Raw genomic sequence first — 21,201 nt, forward strand, 5'->3', positions numbered from 1 at the left:
AGAGCATCACGTAGCGCCGTAGGAATCCTCGTCCTTTCCGCCGTAAGGCGGCAGCCGAAGGCTGAGGACGGGGAGGACGTCAATGAAGCGTCAGCCCACGAAGGCGTGGATACAAAGCCTTACAAGACTCTCAAGCGCCGTGGTCAACTGTCACAAGCTGTCGCCGTTACACGAGGTAACCAGCTTTAGGTTCTGCTCATACCAAACATGGCGAGAACCCCCTAAGGTATTGGCAACATTCGACGGAACAGCATCATGCAGAAGATCTTGGCAGTTTGTGCAATTGCAGCCGCATCCGTGCTTGCGTCAGGCACCGCCCAGGCAAGGGTAGACGTCGGAATTGGCATCGGTATTCCAGGTGTCGTAGTTGCAGCGCCTCCACCCCCGGTGTACTACGAGCCGGCCCCAGTTTACGTGGCTCCGCGCCCGGTGGTAGTGGCGCCTGGTTACTACGACGATTGGCAAGCACGCGAATGGCGTGAACAACAGTGGCGTGAACGGCGGTGGAGGGAACGCGAGTGGAGAGAGCGCCATCGCGAGTGGCGCCGTTGGCACGATGACGACTAGGACTGAAGACGGGTTCTACGCTAAGTCTGCCTTCCTGCGGGCCTGACCCCAAGGCGCGGGCTTCCCTGCGGAAGCCCGCTTTTCGTCCGCCCGTCTCAGAAGGTGGCCGGCGAATTCACCCACAGCACCCTGGCCACGACGTCGCCCACATTGCGGTAGCCATGCGGCACCTGGCTGGCGAACGTGAAGGCATCGCCCGGGCCGATCAGGTAGACGTCGTCGCCGAGCATCAGTTCGAGCTGTCCTTCGAGCACGTAGCCCACTTCCTCGCCCTGGTGCTCGATCTGCCCGTCGCTGGCCTCGCCGGGCCAGACGATGTGGATGTTGGCCTGCAGCAGGCCGCCACGCTTGGGCAGCACCACGCGTTCGAGCGCCACGCCGCCGGCCCGGATCACCGGGCGTTCACCATGCCGCAGGATCGGCGACTGGTTTGGCTCCTCGTCGCTGGTCAGCGCGCCGATATTGGTGTCCAGCGCTACGGCCAGCCGGTGCAGCGTGGTAAACGACGGGGTGGCCAGCCCGCGCTCAATCTTTGAAATCAGGCTTTCCGAGCACCCCGCCTTCCCGGCGAGCTGTAGCAGCGTGTAGCCGGCCACCAGCCGGGCGTGGCGCAGCTTGACGCCAAGCGTCAGGGTGGCCGACTTGCTGTCGGCCGTTTCAGGTGTGGGGCGCTCGGTCTTTGCCATGCAGGCTCGGAATGGGTTGGACTTGGATCGGCCGCCAGGCGCCGTACGTCGATGTGTTCAGCGGCTGGCCAGTTCGGCGACAGTGTAAGCCAGTGCCTGGGCTCCAAGGAACAGATCGGCGCCTTCCGTATCTTCGGCGGCATTGTGGCTGATGCCCCCTTTGCTTGGCACGAAGATCATCGCCGTGGGGCAATGGTCGGCCAGGTACATGGCGTCGTGGAACGCGCCGGAGGTCAGCCGCATCGGCAGCGCCCGGCCGGCGTTGCCGCTGGCACGCGAGCAGGCGCGCTCGATGGTGCCCAGCATGGCCTCGGGGAAATGCGTCGGCTCGCGATGGAAGAAGCGCGTGACCGTGACCGCTTCGGGCGCATGTGCGTGCCTGACACACGCCGCGCGCAATGCCGCTTCGGCGCGATCAAGCGCGGCGTCGTCCAGGCAGCGCATATCGACCGTGAACGTGACGTGGCCGGGAATGGTGTTGACCGAGTTCGGCGCCACGCTCCAGCGGCCCAGCGTCAGGCGCAGTTCGGGAGTACCGGGGGCGGCCGCATGGCGCGGCGCCAGCGTGTACAGGTCTTGCGCAATGGCCACGGCCGCGGCCATCGCATCGTGTCGCACCGCCATCGGCGTGGTGCCGGCATGGGCCATCGTACCCGTGCATTCCACGCGGAACCAGCGTACCGCCTGGATGCCGGTGACCACGCCCAGCGGCACATTTGCGCCTTCCAGCACCGGCCCCTGTTCGATGTGCAGTTCGACGCATGCCGCCATGGGCCGCGCCATCGGCACCCTGGGCACGTCATGGCTTTCCGCCAGCGCGGCATCGAGCGCCTCGCCGAACCGAATACCGGCCGCATCAGTCACGTCGCGATAGCCTGCCAGCCGCGCGGGTTCGACGAAGGCGCTCGACCCCATCGCGCCGGGACCGAAGCGGCTGCCTTCCTCGTTGGTCCAGGACACAACCTCGACGGGGCGCAATGTCTCAATGCCGGCCGCGTTGAGCGCGGCAATTACTTCCAGGCCGGCCAGCACGCCGTACGCGCCGTCGTACTTGCCGCCCACCGGCTGCGTATCGGCGTGGCTGCCGGTCAGCACCGGCGGCAGGTCTTCGCGGCCGGGGCGGCGGAAAAACAGGTTGCCGCAATCGTCGATGCCGACTGTGCAGCCCAGCGCGCGTGCCTGGTCGATCAGGTGGCGCCGGGCGGCCAGGTCGATTGCGGTCAGCGTTTCGCGGGAAACGCCGCCGTCGTGGCGCAGGCCAAACCGGGCCAGGGCTGCCAGCGATGCGGCCAGGCGCTCGGCGCCCACATGATCCTGCGCGCGTTCGGCAATGGTTTGTGCGTTGGCGAGGGTGGGCGGGTTCGATACGGTCAATTTGGTCTCCAGATATCAGGCAAGGCTGGCGCCGAGCGCCTGCTCAAGACGATGAGCCATGCCGAGCACGCGGGCATCGGCATGGCGCGGCCCCGTCACGGTCACGCCAACCGGCATGCCGGTGGCGCCGGTCCCCGTCGGCACATGGACGCATGGGGTGCCCAGCAGCGACCACATGCGGCAGAAAATCGGATCGCCGGTGGCGCCAAGGCCAGCAGGCGCTTCGCCTTCGGCGCTCGGGGCCAGTACGACGTCGAATTCGGCCATCGCCATACTGAACGCCGTGCGGGCTGCTTCCGCGTGGGCCAGCGCGACATGGAAGCGCTGGCCGGTGACGGCGCGGCCCGCTTTGAGTTGGCGCGCGAAAGCCGCGCTAAAGCCTTCTGCGTGCTCGCGTGCTTCCGGCGCGAATGCGGCGAGTGCCTCGAATGCCATGATGTCCAGTTGGGCTTCAGTCAGCCCGTCGCAAGCCTGCGGCAGGTTGAAGTCGCGCACCGTGCCACCGATGCGTTCGAGCGCACGGATCGCGGTGTCCAGCGCAGCTTGGGTATCGGCACTGGCGCGTTCCCAATGCGGCGTGCGGCAAATGCCGATGCGCAGCGGCGCGTGGCGTACCGTCGACGCATCCGCTACCGCGGCATCGCGCGCCAAGGTGCCGATGAAGAAGGCCGCGTCGTCCACGCGGCGGGCCAGCACCCCCACCGTATCCAGGCTCGGTGCCAGCGGCTTGATACCGGCCAGCGGCAGCGTGCCATGCGTGGGCTTGTAGCCCACCACGCCGCAATAGGCGGCCGGCCGGATGATCGATCCCGCGGTCTGTGTGCCGAAGGCCAGCGGCACCATGCCTGCGGCGACGGCGGCGGCCGATCCGCTCGAGGAGCCGCCGGGGGTGCGGGGCCTGTCCGCCGGCGCGCGCGGGTTGCGGGTCGGCCCAGGCTGAAACGTGGCGAATTCGGTGGTGACGGTCTTGCCGACCACGACCGTGCCCGCCGACCGGGCCAGTGCTACCGCCGCCGCATCCACGCCCGGCCGATGTCCGGCGTATATCGGCGAACCATAAGTGGTCGGCATGTCGGCCGTATCCATCAGGTCCTTGACGCCAAGCGGGACGCCCGGCAAGGCGCCTGACGCGCCGCCGGCATCTAGCCGCCGCGCATGCGCCACGGCGGTGTCGCCACCCACGTGCTGCCAGGCCAGAATGCCTGCGTCTTGCGCTGCAATGCGGGCCAGCGCCGCACGGACCACCGCTTCGGCGCTCAGTTCGCGCCGGGACACCATCGCCGCCAGGGTGCGGACCGGAAGATCGAGGAAATCGTCCATCGCATGTTCTCCGGATCAGCCGAAATAGGCTGCGCGAACCTCATCGTTCTCGCGCAGCGCCTGCGCGGTGCCCTGGGCCACGACACGGCCCTGGGTCAGCACATAGCCCTGGTGTGAGATGGCTAGCGTCTGGCGCGCGTTCTGTTCCACCAGCAGCACAGTCATGCCCAGTTCGTTGATCTGCTGGATGACCTTGAAGTTCTCCTTCACGTAGAGCGGCGACAGGCCCAGCGACGGCTCGTCGATGACCAGCAGCCGCGGCTGCGCCATCAGTCCGCGCCCGATCGACACCATCGCCTGTTCGCCGCCGGACATGGTGCCGGCGAGCTGGCCCGCGCGCTCGCGCAGCCGGGGGAAGATCGTGTACACGCGCTCGATGCGCTCGCGCACTTTGGCCGGGTCCGCCTCAAGGAAGGCGCCCAGCGCAAGGTTTTCAGCCACCGTCATGCGCGGGAACACCTTGCGGCCTTCGGGAATGCAGGAGATGCCGCGTGCGATGATGTTGTGGGTCTTCTCGCCCGCGATGTCCGTGCCGTCCCACAGGATGCGTCCCTGGCGCGGCGGTGTCAGGCCCAGGATCGAACGGATCAGCGTGCTCTTGCCGGCGCCGTTGGCGCCAAGGATGCATGTGATCTTGCCCGGCGGCACCTCGATCGAGACATCGTGCAGGACGTTGACCTTGTCATAGCCCGTGGTCAGCCCTTCCACGCGCAGTGTGCTGTCGCTCATGCGGCTTCCTCCCCCAGATAGGCGGTCTGCACGTCGGGATCGGCGGTAATCTCGGCGTAGGTTCCCTCGGCAATCTTCTTGCCGTAGTTCAGCACGATGCAGCGGTCGGTGATTCGCTCGATCACGTTCATCTCGTGCTCGATCAGCACCACCGACAGGTCCTGCAGCTTGCCGCGCACCTGCAGGATGTCGTCCATCAGCTCGTGGGTCTCGTCATGCGTCATGCCAGCCGAAGGCTCGTCGAGCAGCAGCAGCCGAGGGCGGCTCATCAGGGCCCGGCAGACCTCGATGCGGCGGCGGTCGATCATCGTGAACGTTTCCACCGGCTCGAACAGCCGCGCCACCAGCGGCGGGCTGAAGATGCCCAGCAGCTCGCGCACCGACTCCACGTAGCGCTCGTACTCGGCGCGGAACGCCTTGCGCCGGAACAGGTTGAAGACCAGCCCGTGCTGCATGTTCTGGTAATCGCCGATCACGATGTTGTCGAACACCGTCAGCGGCAGCGACAGCCGCGAACGCTGGAACGTCCGCGCCACGCCGCTGCGATAGATCTGCTGTGGCGTCTTGCCGATGACGTTGTCGCTGTCATAAGTGATAGTTCCGGCGCTGGCCTTGTATAGCCCCGTCAGCACGTTGAAGAACGTGGTCTTGCCGGAGCCGTTGGGGCCGAGCAGGCCCAGGATCTCGCCACGGCGGATATCGAGCTGGAGTTTGTCCAGCGCGGTCAGGCCGCCAAAGCGCATGGTCAGGTCGCGCACCTGGATCATCGCGTCGCTCATTGCGCATCCTCCCGGGGAAAGAACAGGCGGGTCTTGCGCGGCATCAGGCCGTCCGGGCGGAACAGCAGGATGGCGATCACCAGCGCCGCGTAGAACAGGAAGCGGTATTCCTGGATGAATTGCAGCTTTTCGGGCAGCACCAGCACGATGATCGCCGCTGGCACCAGGCCCACCACGTTGCCAAGGCCGCCCAGGATCACGATCGACAGCATCAGCAGCGAGTCGGCGAAGGTGAAGTTGTTGGGCGCCACGAACGCAGTGACCATACCGTAGACACTGCCCGCGATGCCGGCAAAGAAGTTGCCGAGCATGAACGCAATCACCTTCCAGCGGGCGATGTGCAGGCCGAACGCGGCGGCGGCGGTCTCGTCGGTGCGCACCACGTCCATCGCCAGGCCTACCCACGAGCGTTCCAGCGCCTTGACTACGGCAAACGTGCCTGCGCAGATCAGCAGGCTCAGCAGCGCATAGCTGGCGTAGAACGACACGTCCACGCCGAACAGTGTCACGCCCTCATTGAACGCGAAGCCGAACAGCGTCATCCCGGGCACCTGCAGGCCCTGCGGCCCGCCCAGCACGTCGTTGACCTCAAGGAAGGTCTTGAACAGGATGCCGAACGCGATGGTCACCAGCGCCGCATAGTGGCCGCGCGTGCGCAGCACGGGTGCAACCAGCACCGAGCCGATCACGGCCGCTGCCACGCCAGACAGCACGATCACCAGCACGTGAGGAATGCCCGTGTGCGTGGCCAGCACGGCCGTGGTGTAGGCGCCGATGCCAAAGAACGCCGCGCCCGCGAAGTTGGACACGCCGGAAAACCCGAACTGGACGGTCAACCCCAGGCAGGCGGTGGTGTAAAGCAGCACCGCACACAGCATCAACAGGACGAAATGGCTCTCGTGGAACAGCGCGATCAGCGCCAGCGTGCCGGCCAGCGCCCATAGCCTGGACTGGCCCGGTCGCCGCACTGTCGCCTGCTCCACGGCCTGCGTCAGGCCCAGCCGACCCGCCGCAAACACCGCGGCCCCGGCCAGTGCCAGCAGCACGGCCACTGCCAGCTGCGATTCCGCATGCAGGAAGCAGTAGAGATAGGCCACCATGGCGATGGCCGCGATGGCCAGCACCATGGCCGGGCGGCGTTGCGAGCCGTCGGTCGTTGCGCCGGGGACCGCAGGCAGCGGCTTCGAGACGTTGTCAGACACGTTCACTGGCTTTCTCCGCGATGAGTCCGGTCGGCTTCCAGGCCATCAGCACGATGACCACGGCAAAGGCGAATACGTCCTTGTAGGCGCTCGGGATGTCTGGCACCAGGGCCGGCAGCATGGCACTGCCCAGTACCTGCAGCGCCGCAAACAGGAAGCCGCCGAGGATGGCGCCGTAGATATTGCCGAGCCCGCCCAGGATGGCAGCGGCAAAGCCGATCACTCCCAGCAGCAGCCCGACGTTGAAGTTGATCTCGTTGTAGTAGAGGCCGTTCATCACGCCCGCCAGTGCCGCCATGGCGGACCCCAGCGCAAACGTGACCAGTACCACTACCTCGAAGTTGATGCCCATCAGCCGGGCCGTTTCGCCATCCTGGGCCACGGCACGAATGGCCATGCCAAAGCGCGTGCGGGTGATCAGCAGATGCACGCCGAGGATGATGGCTACGCCGGCGGCCAGCAGGATCAGGTTGTCCGCGCGGATGGAGAGCGCGCCGATGGTGAACTCGCCAGCGGGCAGCAGCGCGGGAAACGGCTTCGGGTTCGAGCCGTCCGGGTAGAACAGCCGGACCGCCTCACGCAGCACTGTGCCCAGCATCAGCGTGGCCAGCAGCGTGTTCAGCGGTGGCGCACGGCGCAGCGGCAGGATCAGGACGCGGGCGATGCCGGCGCCCAGCAGGCCGGTCACCGTCACCGCGCACACCACGATGGCCAGCAGCTGCAGCCACGGGGAATCCACGTGCATCGCCACCACGCCGGCTGATGCCGCCAGCCCGGCAAACGCGCCCACCATCAGCACATCGCCATGAGAAAACTTGATCACGTCGAGCACGCCGAAGAACAGCGTGAACCCGACCGCCACCATGGCGTAGATCATCCCGAGCATCAGCCCGTTAAAGACGTACTGCCCTAATACACTCATCGGTATCCTCCGAATTCCGGATGCCCAGGCGGGCGCGGGGCCGGGCGGGGGGGCAGGAGCGCCCCGAACCCGGCCGCCATGCTTACAGGCCGGTCAGCTTCTTCTTGCCCTTGCCGTAGGTGCTGTCTTCCCAGATCACCCACTTGCCGTCTTCCACCACATACTTGGTGATCAGCGGCACCACGTTCTGGCCGTGGTCGTCGAAGGTGACCTTGCCGATGATGGTGTTCACGTCCCTGGTGCCGTTCAGCACATCACGCACCTTCTTGCGGTCCGGGCCCACCTTTTCCACGGCGTCCATGATCAGGTTGGCCGCGGCGAACGCAAACGGGCCGTACGCTTCGGGCGGTTCACCGTATTTCTGCTGCGTGTAGCGTTCCATGAAGAACTGGCCGCCCGCCAGCTTCTCTACCGGCGCGCCTTCGATGAACGCCAGCGAACCCTCCGACAGCGGCTTGCCCACGCCTTCGATATAGGCATCGGACTTGATGCCCGACGTGCCTTCGAACTGGGCCTTGATGCCGAGCTTGTCCATCTGCGTGCGGATGCGCACGCCCAGCGGCGTGAGGCCGCCGAAATACACCACGTCGGGCTTCAGTTCGCGGATCTTGGTCAGCTCCGTGGTGAAGTCCTGCTGATCGGCTGTCACGCCGAACGTGCCTACGATGGTGCCGCCATCCTTCTTAAGGAACTCGCTGAAATACTTGTTGTGGCCCTTGCCGTAGTCGGTGGTGTCATGGATGATCGCCCACTTCTTGTAGCCCAGCCCGGTCATGAATTTGGCTGCCACTTCGCTCTGGTTGATCATCGTGCCGTTGACGCGATGGATCTCCTTGAACTTGTTGCCGTAGGTGACCTCGGGCAGCACGGCGCCCCACACGACGGCGGGCATGCCGAAGCGGTTGTAGACGCCCACTGTACCCATGGCCACGGCAGAGCAGAAGTGCGTCACGCCGGCAACAATGGACTTGTCCGCCGCGATCTTGGTCGCCACCTGCACGCCGACGTTCGGCCGGCATTCGTCGTCCTGCACCACCAGTTCATAGGTGTACCTGGCCTTCGGGTCCGCATTGCGCAAGCGCACGGCCAGGTCCGCGGAATTACGTCCGCCCAGGCCGATCGACGACACGCCACCGGTCAGCGGACCGACAAAGGCAATCTTGACGACATCCTTGGCCTGCGCCGGTGCTGCCGTCAGGACCATTGCGGTCGCTGCGGCTGCCATGGCGGCGGCTACTGCAGTGTGTTTCTTGCGCACTCTCTTTCCCCCTGGGTTGCATGGACAAATTGGACGGGCCACTGGCCCGGCGTCACGGACCCGAACCGATGCGGGCCGCCTGCGGATACCCGGGGCGGCTTCTTGAAAGCCGCCTGCACCAAATTCAAGTTACTTGAATGCTATGCAACAGACATGCCACCCTTCAACGAGCAATAACCCGTAGCTGGAATGGGGGTGTGGGGGAAATGAGGAGCGGATCCGTGGGTCCGATGCTCAACTTGCGCGCATTGGGCGCACGTTTGCGGTGCTAAACGACTCCCGGATGCGAGGCACAGATAAGTATCTTGATATCTATCGACCTATGGTATATCTTTTGATAGCTATCATAGGAAACATCGTGAGCACCACTGCCAAAATTTTCACCACTGGCCGCAGCCAGGCGGTACGGCTGCCGCAGGAATTCCGCTTCGCCGAGCGCGAGGTATATATACGCCGCGACCCGTCCACCGGCGACGTGATCCTGTCGCGCCGGCCGGAGAGTTGGGACGGCTTCCTGGCAGCCATCAAGGACAGCGCCGTGCCGGCAGACTTCCTGGCCGGCCGCGCGCAGGGCGAACAAGCCAGGGATCCGCTGGCGGGCCTCGAATGACGCGCTACATGCTCGACACCAATATCGTGAGCCACCTGCTGCGGGCACATCCGGCAGTCGTGGCACGCGTGACGGCCGCGCCGATGGCGGCGCTGTGCCTGTCAGCCATCACCGGCGCGGAACTGATGTACGGGCTGGCCAAACGCCCCGGTGCAGCGCGCCTCGCGCGCGCAGTCGACGAACTGCTGCGCAGGGTCGAGGTGTTGCCCTGGACCCCTTCAGTAATGGTCGGCTATGGTGAGACCCGCGCTGCGCTGGAATCCCAAGGACAGCCAATGGGGGCACTGGACTTGCTGATTGCCGCGCACGCGCTGGAGACTGGTGCGGTGCTGGTGACCAATGACCAGGCGTTCCGGCGCGTTCCTGGCCTGGTGGTGGAGGACTGGTCGGTTCCGACCGGAAACTGATCGCGGCAATCTGAAAGATTGGCCAACTGCGCGTCTGGCCGACACCCGGCATCGGCCAGTCCTGCCGCAACCGCAGTGCGCTACTGGTCTGCCTTCGCCCCCGAGCGCCGCACGATTTCCGCCCATTTCCTGCCTTCGGAAGCGTTGTAGCGGGCAAAGTCGCCGGGTGAAGAGCCGACCGGCTCGGCGCCCATGTCGGCGTATTGTTGCCGCACATCGGGCCGCTTCAGCGCGCTGGCCGCATGCGCGGCCAGCTTTTCCACGACCGGGGCCGGCGTGCCGCGCGGCGCCCACAGGCCGTACCAGGTGCTGATGTCGAAGCCGGGCAGGCCGGACTCGGCGACGGTGGGCACGTTTGGCAGCGCGCTCGCGCGGCGCGCGGTGGTCACGGCAACGGCACGCAGCTTGCCGGACTTGATGAAGGGCATCGCCGACGGCATGGAATCAAACATCAGCTGGATCTGGCCTCCCATCAGGTCCGTCAGCGCCGGCGCGCTGCCCTTGTACGGCACATGCTGCATCGGCACCTTTGCTGCCAGCTTGAACGATTCGCCGGCCAGGTGCTGGGCCGAGGCATTGCCAGCCGAGCCGAAGTTGAGCGCACCGCCCTGACTATTTGCGTAGGCGATCAGGTCCTGCACGGTCTTTACCGGCGATGCGTTGTTGACCACCAGCACCAACGGCACGTCGGCCAGCTGCGTGACGGGCACGAAGTCCTTGAATGAGTCATAGCGCATCTTCGGCTGGATGCTGGGGTTGATTACATGCAGCGAGGCATTGGCCAGGATGGTGTAGCCGTCGGCGGGCGCGCGCGCCACGGCTTCGGCGCCGATCATGCCACTGGCGCCGGGTTTGTTGTCGACCACCACGCTCTGGCCCAGGCTCTCGCCCATCTTGACTGCGACCACGCGAGCGAGCAGGTCGGTCGGTCCGCCGGCGGGGTAGGGCAGCACCATGCGCACGGGATGCAGCGGGAAGTCCTGCGCGACGGCGGCAGCCGGCAACGCGGCCGCAGCTACCGCCAGCATCAGTGCGGCGCGCAGCCGCGGCCACGCAGGAAGTCGTTTCTGGTATCGGGTGTTCACGTCTCTGTCTCCTTGATTTTTATCGCTACCTTGCCCACCACCTGGCGGGATTCCAGCGCGGCCAAGGCGTCGCCCAGGCCGGTGATCGGATAGACCGCGGATACGGTCGGCTCCAGCTTGCCCTGCGCGGCCCAATCGAACAGCGTCGCCATGACCTCCTGCAGCGCCTCCGCATGCTCGGCTCGCTCGTTGGCGGGCGTCCAGCCGATGTAGCGGCCAAAGAAGAACCCGTGCAGCGTGAGGTTCTTGACCAGCAGCAGGTTGACCGGGGCCTGCGGGATGGTGCCGCTGGCAAAGCCGATGCTGAGGATGCGTGCGTTCGCCGCCGCCGCGCGCAGCGCCTGGTTGAACAGGTCGCCGCCGACCGGGTCCACCACCACGTCCGCGCCACGGCCGTCCGTCAGCGCCTTGACCGATGCCGCCAGGTCCGCCGGGGCCAGCGCGTGCGTGGCGCCGCGCCGCAGCGCGTCGGCTCGCTTGGCCTCGGTGCTGGCGCAGGCGATGACCGTGGCGCCGAGCTGGCGCGCAATCTCCACGGCGGCCAGGCCGACACCGGCCCCGGCGCCAAGCACCAGCACCGTGTCGCCTGAGCGCAGCGCACAGCGCCACACCAGCCCGCAATACGCCGTGCCATAGGAAATCGGGATCGGCAGCGCAGCCTTTGGCGGCAGCGCGTCCGGGACGCGGTAGACGGTGTACTCGGGCACGGTGACCTGCTCGGCAAAGCAGCCCCAGTCCGCGATCGCCACCACCCGGTCGCCGGAACGCAGCCGCGTGACCGCGTCACCGCAGGCCACCACGCGGCCGACCGCTTCGGTGCCGGGCACGAAGGGCAACGGGGGGCGCCGCTGGTACTGGCCGGCGATCATCAGGCCGGTGGCATGGCTGACGCTGGCGTACTCGACGGCAATCGTGACCGCATGCGGGTCGGCCAGCGCCGGTTCCGGAATGGTCTGCAGCGCCAAGTCCTGCACGCCGCCGAACTGCTTGCAGACAAGCGCCTTCATTGCACACCTGCCTTGGCCGCCGGGGCCGTCGCCTGTCGCACCACACCCTGCTGCAGCCATGCGTCGATGGCCTGCTGGCCGAAGCCGGCCTCGCGCAGGACCTGCACGGTATGTTCGCCGTTGGCCGGCGCCGGGCCGGCTGGCCGGCGCATGTCGCGCGCCGGGATGCCGGCGAAGGGCAGCGGTCCGAGCCCCGGCTGCGCGATCGTCTGGAAGGTCTGCCGGTGTGCGGCCTGCGGGTGCGCCAGCACGTCGTCATAGCTGCGCACCGGGGCATGCAGCACGTCATGCCGGCTGAGGATGTCTTGCCATTGCGCGGTCGTGCGCGTGGCGATCTGCCCGGCCACCTGCTGGTTCAGCAGCCCGGCGTGGGCCATGCGCGCGGCATTGTCGGCAAAGCGCGGGTCTTCCAGCCAGTCGGTGCGGTCCAGCGCATGGCATAGCTTGGCGAACTGCGCGTTGTTCAGCGCCAGCAGCGTCACGCTGCCGTCGCTGCTGGCATAGACGCCATTGGGCGCGCTCACCGGCCCGGCGGCCGTCGGGCCACCGATCGCGTGCTCGAGCAGGTTGTTGGCCTGCAGCGCACAACACGCATCGAACAGGTTCAGCTCGACATGGCCGCCGCGCCCGCTGCGAAAGCGCCGGCACAGCGCCGCGGCGCAGGCCTGGGCGGCATAGAGGCCGGTGGCGGCGTCGGCCAGCAGCATGCCGATGCGGCGCGCGCCACCGTCGGCGGCACGGTTGGCGAACATCAGCCCGGAGTCGGCCTGCATCACCGAGTCCGACGCCGGATAGTCGGCATAGGGACCATCCGGGCCATAGCCGCTGATCGACACATAGACCAGCGCGGGCCGTTGTGCGGCCAGTGCCGCATAGCCCACGCCCAGCCGTTCCGCCACTTGAGGGCGGAAGTTCTGCACAACGATGTCCGCTTGCAGCGCAAGGCCGAGCAGCACTTCCTTGCCGGCGTCGGTGGTGGCGTCGATGCAGACGCTGCGCTTGCCGGCGTTATAGGCAATCGTCAGCGCGCTGGTATCGCCGCGCACGACCCCGACCTTGCGGCCCCAGTCGCCCGCGGGCGGCTCGACCTTGACGATTTCCGCGCCTTGCTGCCACAGGATGTGCGCGCAGTACGGGCCGGCAATGCCCTGGCTGATGTCCAGCACGCGCAGGCCGGTGAAGGGCAGGTCGGTGTCGGACAGGTCGGAAGCGGGCAGTGCGGACATGGGATTTGAAGGTGGATAAGCAGGAGGTTTATGCTAGGGTTGGCTTCCTGCCAGGACAATCCCTCGATTTGTGCCTACGGTGTTGACTCATGATTGACAATAATTTCGATCTCAACCTGGTGCGGCTCTTCGTCACCATGGTCGAGTCGCGCACGCTGACCGCCGCCGCCGAGCGCAGCGGCATGACCCGCTCCAACGTATCGCGCCGCCTGAAATTGCTGGAGCAGCACCTGGGCGCTCAATTGATGCGCCGCACCACGCGCCATGTCGAACTGACCGAAGCGGGTCAGTTGCTGTACGCGCATGGGTTGCGCATGCTGGACGAACTGCAGTCGGCCAATACCTCGATCGACAGCCTTGGCCAGGTGGTGCGCGGCGACGTGCGTATCCGCCTGCCCACGGGACTGGGTCATCTCTACCTGACGCCATTGCTGCTGGAATTCGCGCGCAACTACCCGCAGATTTCGCTGCGCGTCGTCATCAACGACAACATTGGCGACCTGATCCCGGCCGAGGTCGACGTGGCGCTGAAGATCACCTCGCAGCCGCCGGATGACCACGTGGCGCGGCGCATCTGCGATGTCGGCTGGTGCCTGTGCGCGTCGGCATCGTTCCTGGACAGTCACGGTCCGATCCGGACCGTGGCCGACCTGGAGCGCTGCGACATGATTGCCCCGGCATCGCTAGGGCGCCGCTTTACGCTGAAGGTATGGCTGGCGGGTACGCCGATGACGTTGCGCGTGTCGCCCCGGATCCAGTCAGGCGACTATCCGTTCCTGTTCGAGTCGGTGATGGGCGGGCTGGGCGTGGCACTGCTGCCGCGCTATGCGGTCTGGCGGCAACTGCAGTCCGGACAAATGCGCGAGGCGCTGGCCGAGTGCGAAGCCGAAGGCGTGGGCGACAGCGTCTACATGCTGACCGCGCCAAACCGCTATCCGACGCTGGCAACGCGAACGCTGATGGACTTTATCCGCCTGCATCTGGAGCGGCAGGCAGAGAACTGGGGGCGCCGCAACCTGCCTGCGGCATCGGCCAATGAAAGCAACGCCGCCCCAGCGTCTTGACCGTTGATGCGGCATGGCGGGCGCAGCGATTACTTCTCCTGCATCCTGGCAGCCCTGACGATCTCGCCCAGCCGCTTGCGCTCCGCATCGACAAACTTCACGAAGTCCGCACGCGTGCCGCCGACCGGCTCGATGCCCACGGCCTTCAGCTTGGCGGCGGCGGCCGGGTCCTTCATGGCCTTGTCCACCGCGGCGGCCACCTTGTCCAGGATCGCATCGGGCGTCCCCTTGGGTGCATGGACGCCGGCCCAATGCGCGATCTGCAGCTCCGGGAAACCTTGCTCCACGGCGGTGGGAAGCTGCGGGTAGGCCGAGAAGCGTTGCGTCCAGGTGGTGGCCAGCGGCTTGAACTTGCCGTCGTGCAGGATATGCGGAAGGGCGATGATGCTGGCCTCTGAGGTTCCTTCCACCTGGCCGCCCAGCACTGCCGTAGTGCTTTCCGACCCGCTCTTGTAGGGCACCGGCTGCAGTTTCGCGCCGTACTTCACATTCAGGATCTCCGCCACGAAGTGCGGGGTGCTGCCGGTTCCCGCGGTCGCGAAGTTGAAACCGCTCCCCTTCTTTGACGCCTCGACAAAGTCGCGCAGATCCTTGTAGGGCGCGTTCTTCGGCACCACGATGACCGAGGGCGCAAGGCCGATCATGGCGACGGGGACCAGCGCGTCATCCTTGAACGGCATGGACTTCTTGATCATGCCGTTCGAGATGACGCCGGCTGCGCTGATCAGGAAGGTGTAGCCATCCGGCGCGCTCTTGGCCACGATGTCGGCGCCCACGGTGCCGCCCGCGCCGGGCCGGTTCTCGATCAGCACGGTCTGGCCCAGCGCCTTGGTGGCGCCCTCGGCCGCGGCGCGCGCCATCAGGTCATTGGCGCCGCCGGCGGCAAAGGGCACGACAAAGCGGATTGTCTTGCTCGGCCATTGCTCTTGTGCGCAAGCTGGTGTAGCCGCGATAACGCTTACCGTCGCCAACAGGCCCAGGGTGAATCGGCTCTTTATGTTCAAGGCATGTCTCCGTCCGTGTAGTTTGTATGGGCTGGTGAATGCTACGAGAACCAGTCCATGCCGTGCTCGCGAATGAATGCCGGCGACCTGCATTTTACCGGCGCGGCGTCGAGCAGGCGGCCTGCACTGGCAATTGTGGCAACTACAATCAAGCGGGGAACTAGCGCAGATAGGAGCGTGTCATGGCTGCATACCTGATTGCCGACGTTGACGTCACGGACCCCGCCGTTTTTGAAGAGTACAAACGAGACGTACCTGCTACCGAGGTGCGGTATGGTGGGAAGTATCTGGGCCGTGGCGGTCCAACCAAAGTTCTCGAAGGAGACTGGCAGCCGCATCGTCTCGTCATCGTCGAGTTCCCGGACATGGATGCCTTGATGGCCTGGTATGACTCGCCAGAGTACGCCCGCCTCAAGGCGATTCGGGAAAGGTGTGCGACAACAAGGATTATCGCGCTGGAAGGGGTCGCGGCCGTCACCGTCTAGAAAATCGGCGCAAGCGTTGCCGGCGTCTGGCTCCGACCGGGTCGGCCTGGTCAGCGGTTTCCTGTTCGCGCGGCTGCGTGCGGGTGCTGTCTGATTCGGTCCGTGGCGATGCAACCGCGGGCCTGGCGCCCTTCACGCTGCGCCCAGGCGCTTCGCATTTGCCATCGCACGGCCGTGGATCGGCGCGAGGATTTCCTGCATCAGGTTTGTCGCCAGGTCTGCCAGCTTCAGCGGGTTGCCGGGGAACCCGGCGGCCAATTGCAGAAGGTCGGCCTGGCGTTCGAACCATTGCGCGGTGGAACGACTGCATGCCAGCGTGGCCGCGGCCGCGGATGTCGCCCAGAGATGGTCGCTGGTGTCCTTTGCGAGGGTCATGGTCAGGTTGATCCATCCCGAACCCATCGCAAGCAACGATTCCGATGCGGCCTCTCCCTTCTCAATGCTCATCAGGCTGAATTCGCGCTGGTCCTGCTCGTCAGGCGCCGGACCGGCGATCGCCATGCGCGTGGTGCGAATGCTGACGACATGTATTGCCGCCTGGAGCAGTTCGCACATTTCACTGAAGAGGCGGGAGGAGTTTGTTGCAGAAGCGTCGAGGACAGGCTGCGGAATAACGGAGGAGGGCACGCGGGTTTTCCTTCGGCATCCGATGAAAACGGACACCTGGCAAATTCTTGGGAGGCGAGCGGCGTCTGGATCGCTTTTTGAAGGCGTGTCCGGCCGGCATGCCTCCAAGCATAGGTGCATTTATGTTGCATTGCACCAATTCTTTTGGTTTTCTGCGCTGGGTTGGGCACGACACGACACCGCAGGACTCGGCGCCTCAGCTCCCGCAAGCGTGAATCAGGAACTCCCTCAGCGCATCCGCCGGCTTGCCCAGCTTGCGCCCGGGCTGCCACAGCATGCCGACCTCCATGTCCGGCACCGCATTGGCAATCGGCCGGGCCTCGATCTGCTTTCCCTCCAGTGACCACGGGCGATACACCATGTCGGACAGCACGGTGACGCCGAAGCCATGCGCCACCAGCCCGCGCAGGGCCTCCATCGAGCCGGTCCGGAATGCGACCTTGGGTGCGAGCCGGTGGCTGCGCCAGTAACGCAGGGTGGATTCCTCGGCCTCGTCCACGGTGATGAGGATATACGGATAGGCCGCAATATCGCGCAGCGAAGGCCGCTCCACGGCCAGCAGCGGATGGCTGGACGAGGTCCACAGCTGGCGCCGGGAACGCATCAGCGTATGACGCTGGAAGCGCTGGGGCCGCTCCAGGTTCGACAGCAGCGCAATGCCCAGCTCAATCTCCCCCGCCAGCACGGCTCGCTCGATATCCGGCCGGTCCATGTCGAGCAGATCCAGTTCGATGTCCGGATAGTTGGTGCGAAAGCGCGCCAGCAGCCCCGGCAGGAAGTAGCCCAGCACCGTGTAGGAGGCGGCCAGGCGCACGCTGCCCTGCAACCCGTGCACCTGGAAGCGCGGCTCGCGCAGCGCATCCTCGACCGAATCCAGGATCTGGCGGGCGTGCTGGAAGAATAGGTGGCCTTCTGCCGTCAGCGTCACACCGTGGGGCCGGCGATCGAACAGGCGTACGGCCAGGCGCTGCTCAAGCGCCAGCACAGCATTGGTGATGGCCGACTGCGAGACATGCTCGGCGGTCGCGGCCATCGAGAATTGCCCGGTCTCCGCGGCCGCGACGAAATAGCGGAACTGCCTCAGCGTGACTTCCTTGGCCAGTCTTTCCGAGCCTTCGCGCACCTTGAACATGGGGGGTCTCCGAGGTATCCGTTCTGCAGATATCAGGTGTTGGAATTCATGATTTTACGATGACGGCACGGATTTCTAAACTGCTCCGGATACAAGAGAACAAGCACGGAGACTGAGAATCGTGAATGCCCCGCTGAACCCCGCCTTGCTCGAAGCCCTGGCCAGCGCCAGCCTGGACGACAAGTACACCCTGGAGCAGGGCCGCGTCTACATGAGCGGCGTGCAGGCCCTGGTCCGCCTGCCCATGCTGCAGAAGGCGCGCGACCGCGCCGCCGGCCTCAACACCGCCGGGTTTATCTCGGGCTATCGCGGCTCGCCGCTGGGCGGCGTGGACCAGGCGCTGTGGAAGGCCAAGCAGCACCTGGCGGCCAGCGACGTGGTGTTCCAGCCCGGCGTCAACGAAGACCTTGCCGCGACCGCCGTCTGGGGCAGCCAGCAGGTCAACCTGTTCCCCGGCGCCACGCGCGACGGCGTGTTCTCGATGTGGTATGGCAAGGGGCCGGGCGTGGACCGGTCCATCGACGTGCTCAAGCACGCCAATTCGGCCGGCTCGTCGCGCCATGGCGGCGTGCTGCTGCTGGCCGGCGACGACCATGCCGCCAAGTCCTCCACCGTGGCGCACCAGTCGGAACACGTGCTGCAGGCTGCCGGCATCCCGGTGCTGTACCCCGCCAATGTGCAGGAGTACCTCGACTACGGCCTGCATGGCTGGGCCATGAGCCGCTATTCCGGCCTGTGGGTGGCAATGAAGTGCGTCACCGATGTGGTGGAGTCGACCGCCTCGGTCGAGATCGATCCCGAGCGCGTGCAGATCGCGTTGCCGGAGGACTTTGTCGTGCCGCAGGGCGGCCTCAATATCCGCTGGCCCGATTCCCCGCTGGAGCAGGAAGCGCGGCTGCTTGACCACAAGTGGTATGCGGCGCTGGCCTATGTGCGGGCCAACCGGCTCAATCGCGTCGTGCTCGATTCGCCGAACGCGCGCTTCGGCATCATGACCGCCGGCAAGGCATATCTTGACGTGCGCCAGGCGCTCGCAGACCTGGGCCTGGACGACGACACCTGCGCCCGCATCGGCATCCGCGTCTACAAGGTGGGTTGCGTGTGGCCGCTGGAGGCGCACGGCGCCCGTGAGTTCGCCACCGGCCTGGAAGAGATCCTGGTGGTGGAAGAAAAGCGCCAGATCCTCGAATACGCGCTCAAGGAAGAGCTGTACAACTGGCGCGAGGATGTGCGGCCCAAGGTCTTTGGCAAGTTCGACCAGCGTGGCAACGATGGCGGCGAGTGGTCGGTGCCGCGTGGCAACTGGCTGCTGCCGGCGCACTATGAATTGTCGCCGGCGCTGATCGCCAAGGCCATCGCCCGCCGGCTGGAACGCCTTGACCTGCCGGAAGCGGTGCGCGCACGCATTGCAGCGCGCGTGGCGCTGATCGAGGCCAAGGAGCGCGAGGCCGCGCAGCCGCGCATCGCGCTGGAGCGCAAGCCCTGGTTCTGCTCAGGGTGCCCGCACAATACGTCCACGCGCGTGCCGGAAGGCTCGCGTGCGCTGGCCGGCATCGGGTGCCACTACATGACGCTGTGGATGGACCGCAATACCGACACCTTCAGCCAGATGGGCGGCGAGGGCGTGGCCTGGACCGGCCAGATGCATTTCACCGGTGACAAGCACGTGTTTGCCAACCTGGGCGACGGCACGTATTTCCACTCGGGGCTGCTGGCCATCCGCGCATCGATCGCGGCAAAGGCCAATATCACCTACAAGATCCTGTTCAATGACGCCGTGGCAATGACCGGCGGGCAGCCCATCGACGGCGTGCTGACGGTGCCGCAGATTGCGCACCAGGTGCTGGCCGAGGGCGCGAAGAAGCTGGTCGTCGTCACCGACGAGCCGCAGAAGTATGGCGACGGTAACATGCTGCCGTCCGGCGTGACCGTGTTCCACCGCGACCAGCTCGACGCCGTCCAGGTTGAGCTGCGCGATACCGCGGGCGTCACCATCCTGATCTACGACCAGACCTGCGCGACCGAGAAGCGCCGCCGCCGCAAGCGCGGCACCTATCCTGACCCGGCCAAGCGCGCCTTTATCAACGATGCGGTCTGCGAGGGCTGCGGCGATTGCTCGGCCAAGTCCAACTGCCTGTCTGTGGAGCCACTGGAGACCGAACTCGGGACCAAGCGCAAGATCAACCAGTCGTCGTGCAACAAGGATTTCTCCTGCGTCAACGGCTTCTGCCCTAGCTTTGTCACCGCCGAGGGGGCGCAGGTGCGCAAGCCGGCGGCAGCGGGTGGCAAGGGCACCGGCGCCGACTTCGAAGCGCTGCCGCTGCCGCGGCTGCCAGCCCTGGAGCGGCCGTACGGCGTGCTGGTCACCGGCGTGGGCGGCACCGGCGTGGTCACTATCGGCGGCCTGCTGGGCATGGCATCGCACCTTGAACGCAAGGGCGTGACCGTGCTGGACATGGCTGGCCTGGCACAGAAGGGCGGGGCGGTGATCAGCCACGTGCAGATCGCACCGGGCCCGGACGACCTGCATGCGACGCGTATCGCGACGGGCGAGGCGCGCCTGGTGATCGGGGGCGACGCCATTGTCTCGGCCTCGGCCGAGGTGCTGTCGAAGATCCGGCACGGATTGACCGCCGCCGTGGTCAACAGCGCCAACACGCCCACCGCGGAATTCATCAAGAACCCGAAGTGGAAGTTCCCCGGCGCCAGCGCCGAGCAGGACCTGCGCGCCAGCGTGGGCGATGCCTGCGCGTTCTTCGACGCCAGCGCATGGGCGGTGACCCTGCTGGCCGACGCCATCTACTCCAACCCGCTGCTGCTCGGCTTTGCCTGGCAGAAGGGCTGGATCCCGCTGCAGCGTGAAAGCCTGCTGCGCGCGATCGAACTCAATGGGGTGTCGATCGACAAGAACCGGCTGGCATTCGAATGGGGACGGTATCTCGCGCACCATGGCGAGGCGGCGGTAAAGGCGCTCTTGCCGGGTGCTCCGGCGGCCCCGGCCGCACAGGTCGTGGCAATCCCGCAGACGCTCGACACCCTGATCCGCAAGCGCGAGACGATGCTGGCCGATTACCAGAACACCGCATACGCTGCCCGCTACCGCGAGGCCGTCGAGCGCATCCGCGCAGCGGAGCAGCAACTGGGCATCGAGCGCAAGCTGCCGCTGACCGAGGCCGTGGCGCGCAACCTGGCCAAGCTGATGGCCTACAAGGACGAGTACGAGGTGGCGCGCCTCTACGCCGATCCCGCCTTCCTGGACAAGCTGCGCGCCCAGTTCGAAGGGGAGCCCGGCCGCGACTACCAGCTCAACTTCTGGCTAGCGCCCCCGTTGCTGGCCAAGAGCGACAAGGGTGACGGCAAGGGCCGCCCGGTCAAGCGCCGCTTCGGTCCGCGCACGATGACGGCATTCCGCTTGCTGGCGCGCCTGAAGGTTTTGCGTGGCACGGCGTTCGATGTGTTTGGCAAGACTGCCGAGCGCCGCGCCGAGCGGGCGCTGGTCAACGACTATCTGGCCATGGTCGACGAGTTCGCAGCGTCCCTGAGCGCGGACAACGTCGACGCCGCGCTGGCGCTTGCCGCGTTGCCTGAGGATATCCGCGGCTACGGCCACGTGAAGGAGGCCAGCATGGATGCGGCGGCAGTACGGCGGGAGGCGTTGCTGGCGCAGTATCGCTGCGCGGCCCGGCGGGCTGCGGCTTGAGAGGCGGGCGGTTCGAG

20 protein-coding genes are annotated in these 21,201 nt (G+C 66.2%); 6 read left to right on the forward strand and 14 right to left on the reverse strand.

What is annotated here, in order from left to right:
• Positions 1–255 precede the first annotated feature (255 nt).
• A complete protein-coding gene (locus tag AC1Q7H_RS26275; protein ID WP_080569604.1) occupies positions 256–567 on the forward strand; it encodes a hypothetical protein in 312 nt (103 codons plus the stop codon).
• A gap of 95 nt (positions 568–662) precedes the next feature.
• Here the strand turns inward: AC1Q7H_RS26275 and AC1Q7H_RS26280 are convergent, their stop codons facing one another.
• From AC1Q7H_RS26280 to AC1Q7H_RS26315, 8 genes are all read right to left on the reverse strand, one after another.
• On the reverse strand, positions 663–1,253 hold the full coding sequence (locus AC1Q7H_RS26280; RefSeq protein WP_013953602.1) for a helix-turn-helix domain-containing protein: 591 nt from the start codon (positions 1,251–1,253) through the stop codon (positions 663–665).
• A 57-nt stretch (positions 1,254–1,310) separates the two neighbouring features.
• Entirely contained in the window at positions 1,311–2,627 is a 1,317-nt protein-coding gene (locus tag AC1Q7H_RS26285) for a M20 family metallo-hydrolase (RefSeq protein ID WP_211982001.1), read from the reverse strand.
• Positions 2,628–2,642: 15 nt separating this feature from the next.
• Entirely contained in the window at positions 2,643–3,947 is a 1,305-nt protein-coding gene (locus AC1Q7H_RS26290) for an amidase (protein ID WP_211981999.1), read from the reverse strand.
• A gap of 15 nt (positions 3,948–3,962) precedes the next feature.
• Positions 3,963–4,676 (reverse strand): ABC transporter ATP-binding protein, encoded by a 714-nt coding sequence (locus AC1Q7H_RS26295; RefSeq protein WP_211981997.1) that lies wholly within the window; start codon positions 4,674–4,676, stop codon positions 3,963–3,965.
• Positions 4,673–5,455, reverse strand: coding sequence for an ABC transporter ATP-binding protein (locus tag AC1Q7H_RS26300; protein WP_013953598.1), 783 nt, complete (start codon positions 5,453–5,455; stop codon positions 4,673–4,675). The genes AC1Q7H_RS26295 and AC1Q7H_RS26300 overlap by 4 nt, the downstream gene beginning before the upstream one ends.
• Complete coding sequence (locus tag AC1Q7H_RS26305; RefSeq protein ID WP_492378907.1) at positions 5,452–6,663, reverse strand: branched-chain amino acid ABC transporter permease; 1,212 nt, start codon at positions 6,661–6,663, stop codon at positions 5,452–5,454. Before AC1Q7H_RS26305 ends, AC1Q7H_RS26300 begins: the two co-directional genes overlap by 4 nt.
• Positions 6,650–7,579, reverse strand: a complete 930-nt coding sequence (locus AC1Q7H_RS26310; RefSeq protein ID WP_013953596.1) for a branched-chain amino acid ABC transporter permease — start codon at positions 7,577–7,579, stop codon at positions 6,650–6,652. Before AC1Q7H_RS26310 ends, AC1Q7H_RS26305 begins: the two co-directional genes overlap by 14 nt.
• Positions 7,580–7,661: 82 nt before the next feature.
• Complete coding sequence (locus tag AC1Q7H_RS26315) at positions 7,662–8,837, reverse strand: branched-chain amino acid ABC transporter substrate-binding protein (RefSeq protein ID WP_013953595.1); 1,176 nt, start codon at positions 8,835–8,837, stop codon at positions 7,662–7,664.
• Positions 8,838–9,195: 358 nt separating this feature from the next.
• On the opposite strand from AC1Q7H_RS26315, the gene AC1Q7H_RS26320 reads away from it, so the two are divergent.
• Both AC1Q7H_RS26320 and AC1Q7H_RS26325 read left to right on the forward strand, forming a co-directional pair.
• A complete protein-coding gene (locus AC1Q7H_RS26320; RefSeq protein WP_041228698.1) occupies positions 9,196–9,447 on the forward strand; it encodes an antitoxin in 252 nt (83 codons plus the stop codon).
• A complete protein-coding gene (locus AC1Q7H_RS26325; RefSeq protein WP_211981994.1) occupies positions 9,444–9,854 on the forward strand; it encodes a type II toxin-antitoxin system VapC family toxin in 411 nt (136 codons plus the stop codon). The genes AC1Q7H_RS26320 and AC1Q7H_RS26325 overlap by 4 nt, the downstream gene beginning before the upstream one ends.
• 80 nt (positions 9,855–9,934) lie before the next feature.
• Here the strand turns inward: AC1Q7H_RS26325 and AC1Q7H_RS26330 are convergent, their stop codons facing one another.
• From AC1Q7H_RS26330 to AC1Q7H_RS26340, 3 genes are read right to left on the reverse strand one after another with little or no spacing between them, the layout of a single operon-like run.
• Positions 9,935–10,882, reverse strand: a complete 948-nt coding sequence (locus AC1Q7H_RS26330; protein ID WP_249221339.1) for a tripartite tricarboxylate transporter substrate binding protein — start codon at positions 10,880–10,882, stop codon at positions 9,935–9,937.
• Positions 10,883–10,935: 53 nt separating this feature from the next.
• Positions 10,936–11,946 (reverse strand): NADPH:quinone oxidoreductase family protein, encoded by a 1,011-nt coding sequence (locus tag AC1Q7H_RS26335; protein WP_211981990.1) that lies wholly within the window; start codon positions 11,944–11,946, stop codon positions 10,936–10,938.
• Positions 11,943–13,172, reverse strand: coding sequence for a CaiB/BaiF CoA transferase family protein (locus AC1Q7H_RS26340; protein ID WP_013953590.1), 1,230 nt, complete (start codon positions 13,170–13,172; stop codon positions 11,943–11,945). The genes AC1Q7H_RS26335 and AC1Q7H_RS26340 overlap by 4 nt, the downstream gene beginning before the upstream one ends.
• A gap of 89 nt (positions 13,173–13,261) precedes the next feature.
• On the opposite strand from AC1Q7H_RS26340, the gene AC1Q7H_RS26345 reads away from it, so the two are divergent.
• On the forward strand, positions 13,262–14,236 hold the full coding sequence (locus AC1Q7H_RS26345; RefSeq protein ID WP_211981988.1) for a LysR family transcriptional regulator: 975 nt from the start codon (positions 13,262–13,264) through the stop codon (positions 14,234–14,236).
• 29 nt (positions 14,237–14,265) lie between these two features.
• Here the strand turns inward: AC1Q7H_RS26345 and AC1Q7H_RS26350 are convergent, their stop codons facing one another.
• Complete coding sequence (locus tag AC1Q7H_RS26350) at positions 14,266–15,216, reverse strand: Bug family tripartite tricarboxylate transporter substrate binding protein (protein ID WP_249221338.1); 951 nt, start codon at positions 15,214–15,216, stop codon at positions 14,266–14,268.
• A gap of 206 nt (positions 15,217–15,422) precedes the next feature.
• On the opposite strand from AC1Q7H_RS26350, the gene AC1Q7H_RS26355 reads away from it, so the two are divergent.
• Positions 15,423–15,725, forward strand: a complete 303-nt coding sequence (locus AC1Q7H_RS26355) for a DUF1330 domain-containing protein (RefSeq protein WP_013953587.1) — start codon at positions 15,423–15,425, stop codon at positions 15,723–15,725.
• Between the two features lie 132 nt (positions 15,726–15,857).
• On the opposite strand, the gene AC1Q7H_RS26360 is transcribed toward AC1Q7H_RS26355, so the two are convergent.
• Positions 15,858–16,352, reverse strand: a complete 495-nt coding sequence (locus tag AC1Q7H_RS26360; protein ID WP_238553102.1) for a polyhydroxyalkanoate granule-associated phasin — start codon at positions 16,350–16,352, stop codon at positions 15,858–15,860.
• Positions 16,353–16,548: 196 nt separating this feature from the next.
• Entirely contained in the window at positions 16,549–17,484 is a 936-nt protein-coding gene (locus AC1Q7H_RS26365) for a LysR substrate-binding domain-containing protein (protein ID WP_013953585.1), read from the reverse strand.
• A 121-nt stretch (positions 17,485–17,605) separates the two neighbouring features.
• Here AC1Q7H_RS26365 and AC1Q7H_RS26370 point away from each other — a divergent pair, with 121 nt between their 5' ends.
• Positions 17,606–21,184, forward strand: coding sequence for an indolepyruvate ferredoxin oxidoreductase family protein (locus AC1Q7H_RS26370; RefSeq protein WP_492378908.1), 3,579 nt, complete (start codon positions 17,606–17,608; stop codon positions 21,182–21,184).
• The last annotated feature ends 17 nt before the right edge of the window (positions 21,185–21,201 follow it).

Source organism: Cupriavidus sp. GW823-FHT06D04, from assembly GCF_058795055.1.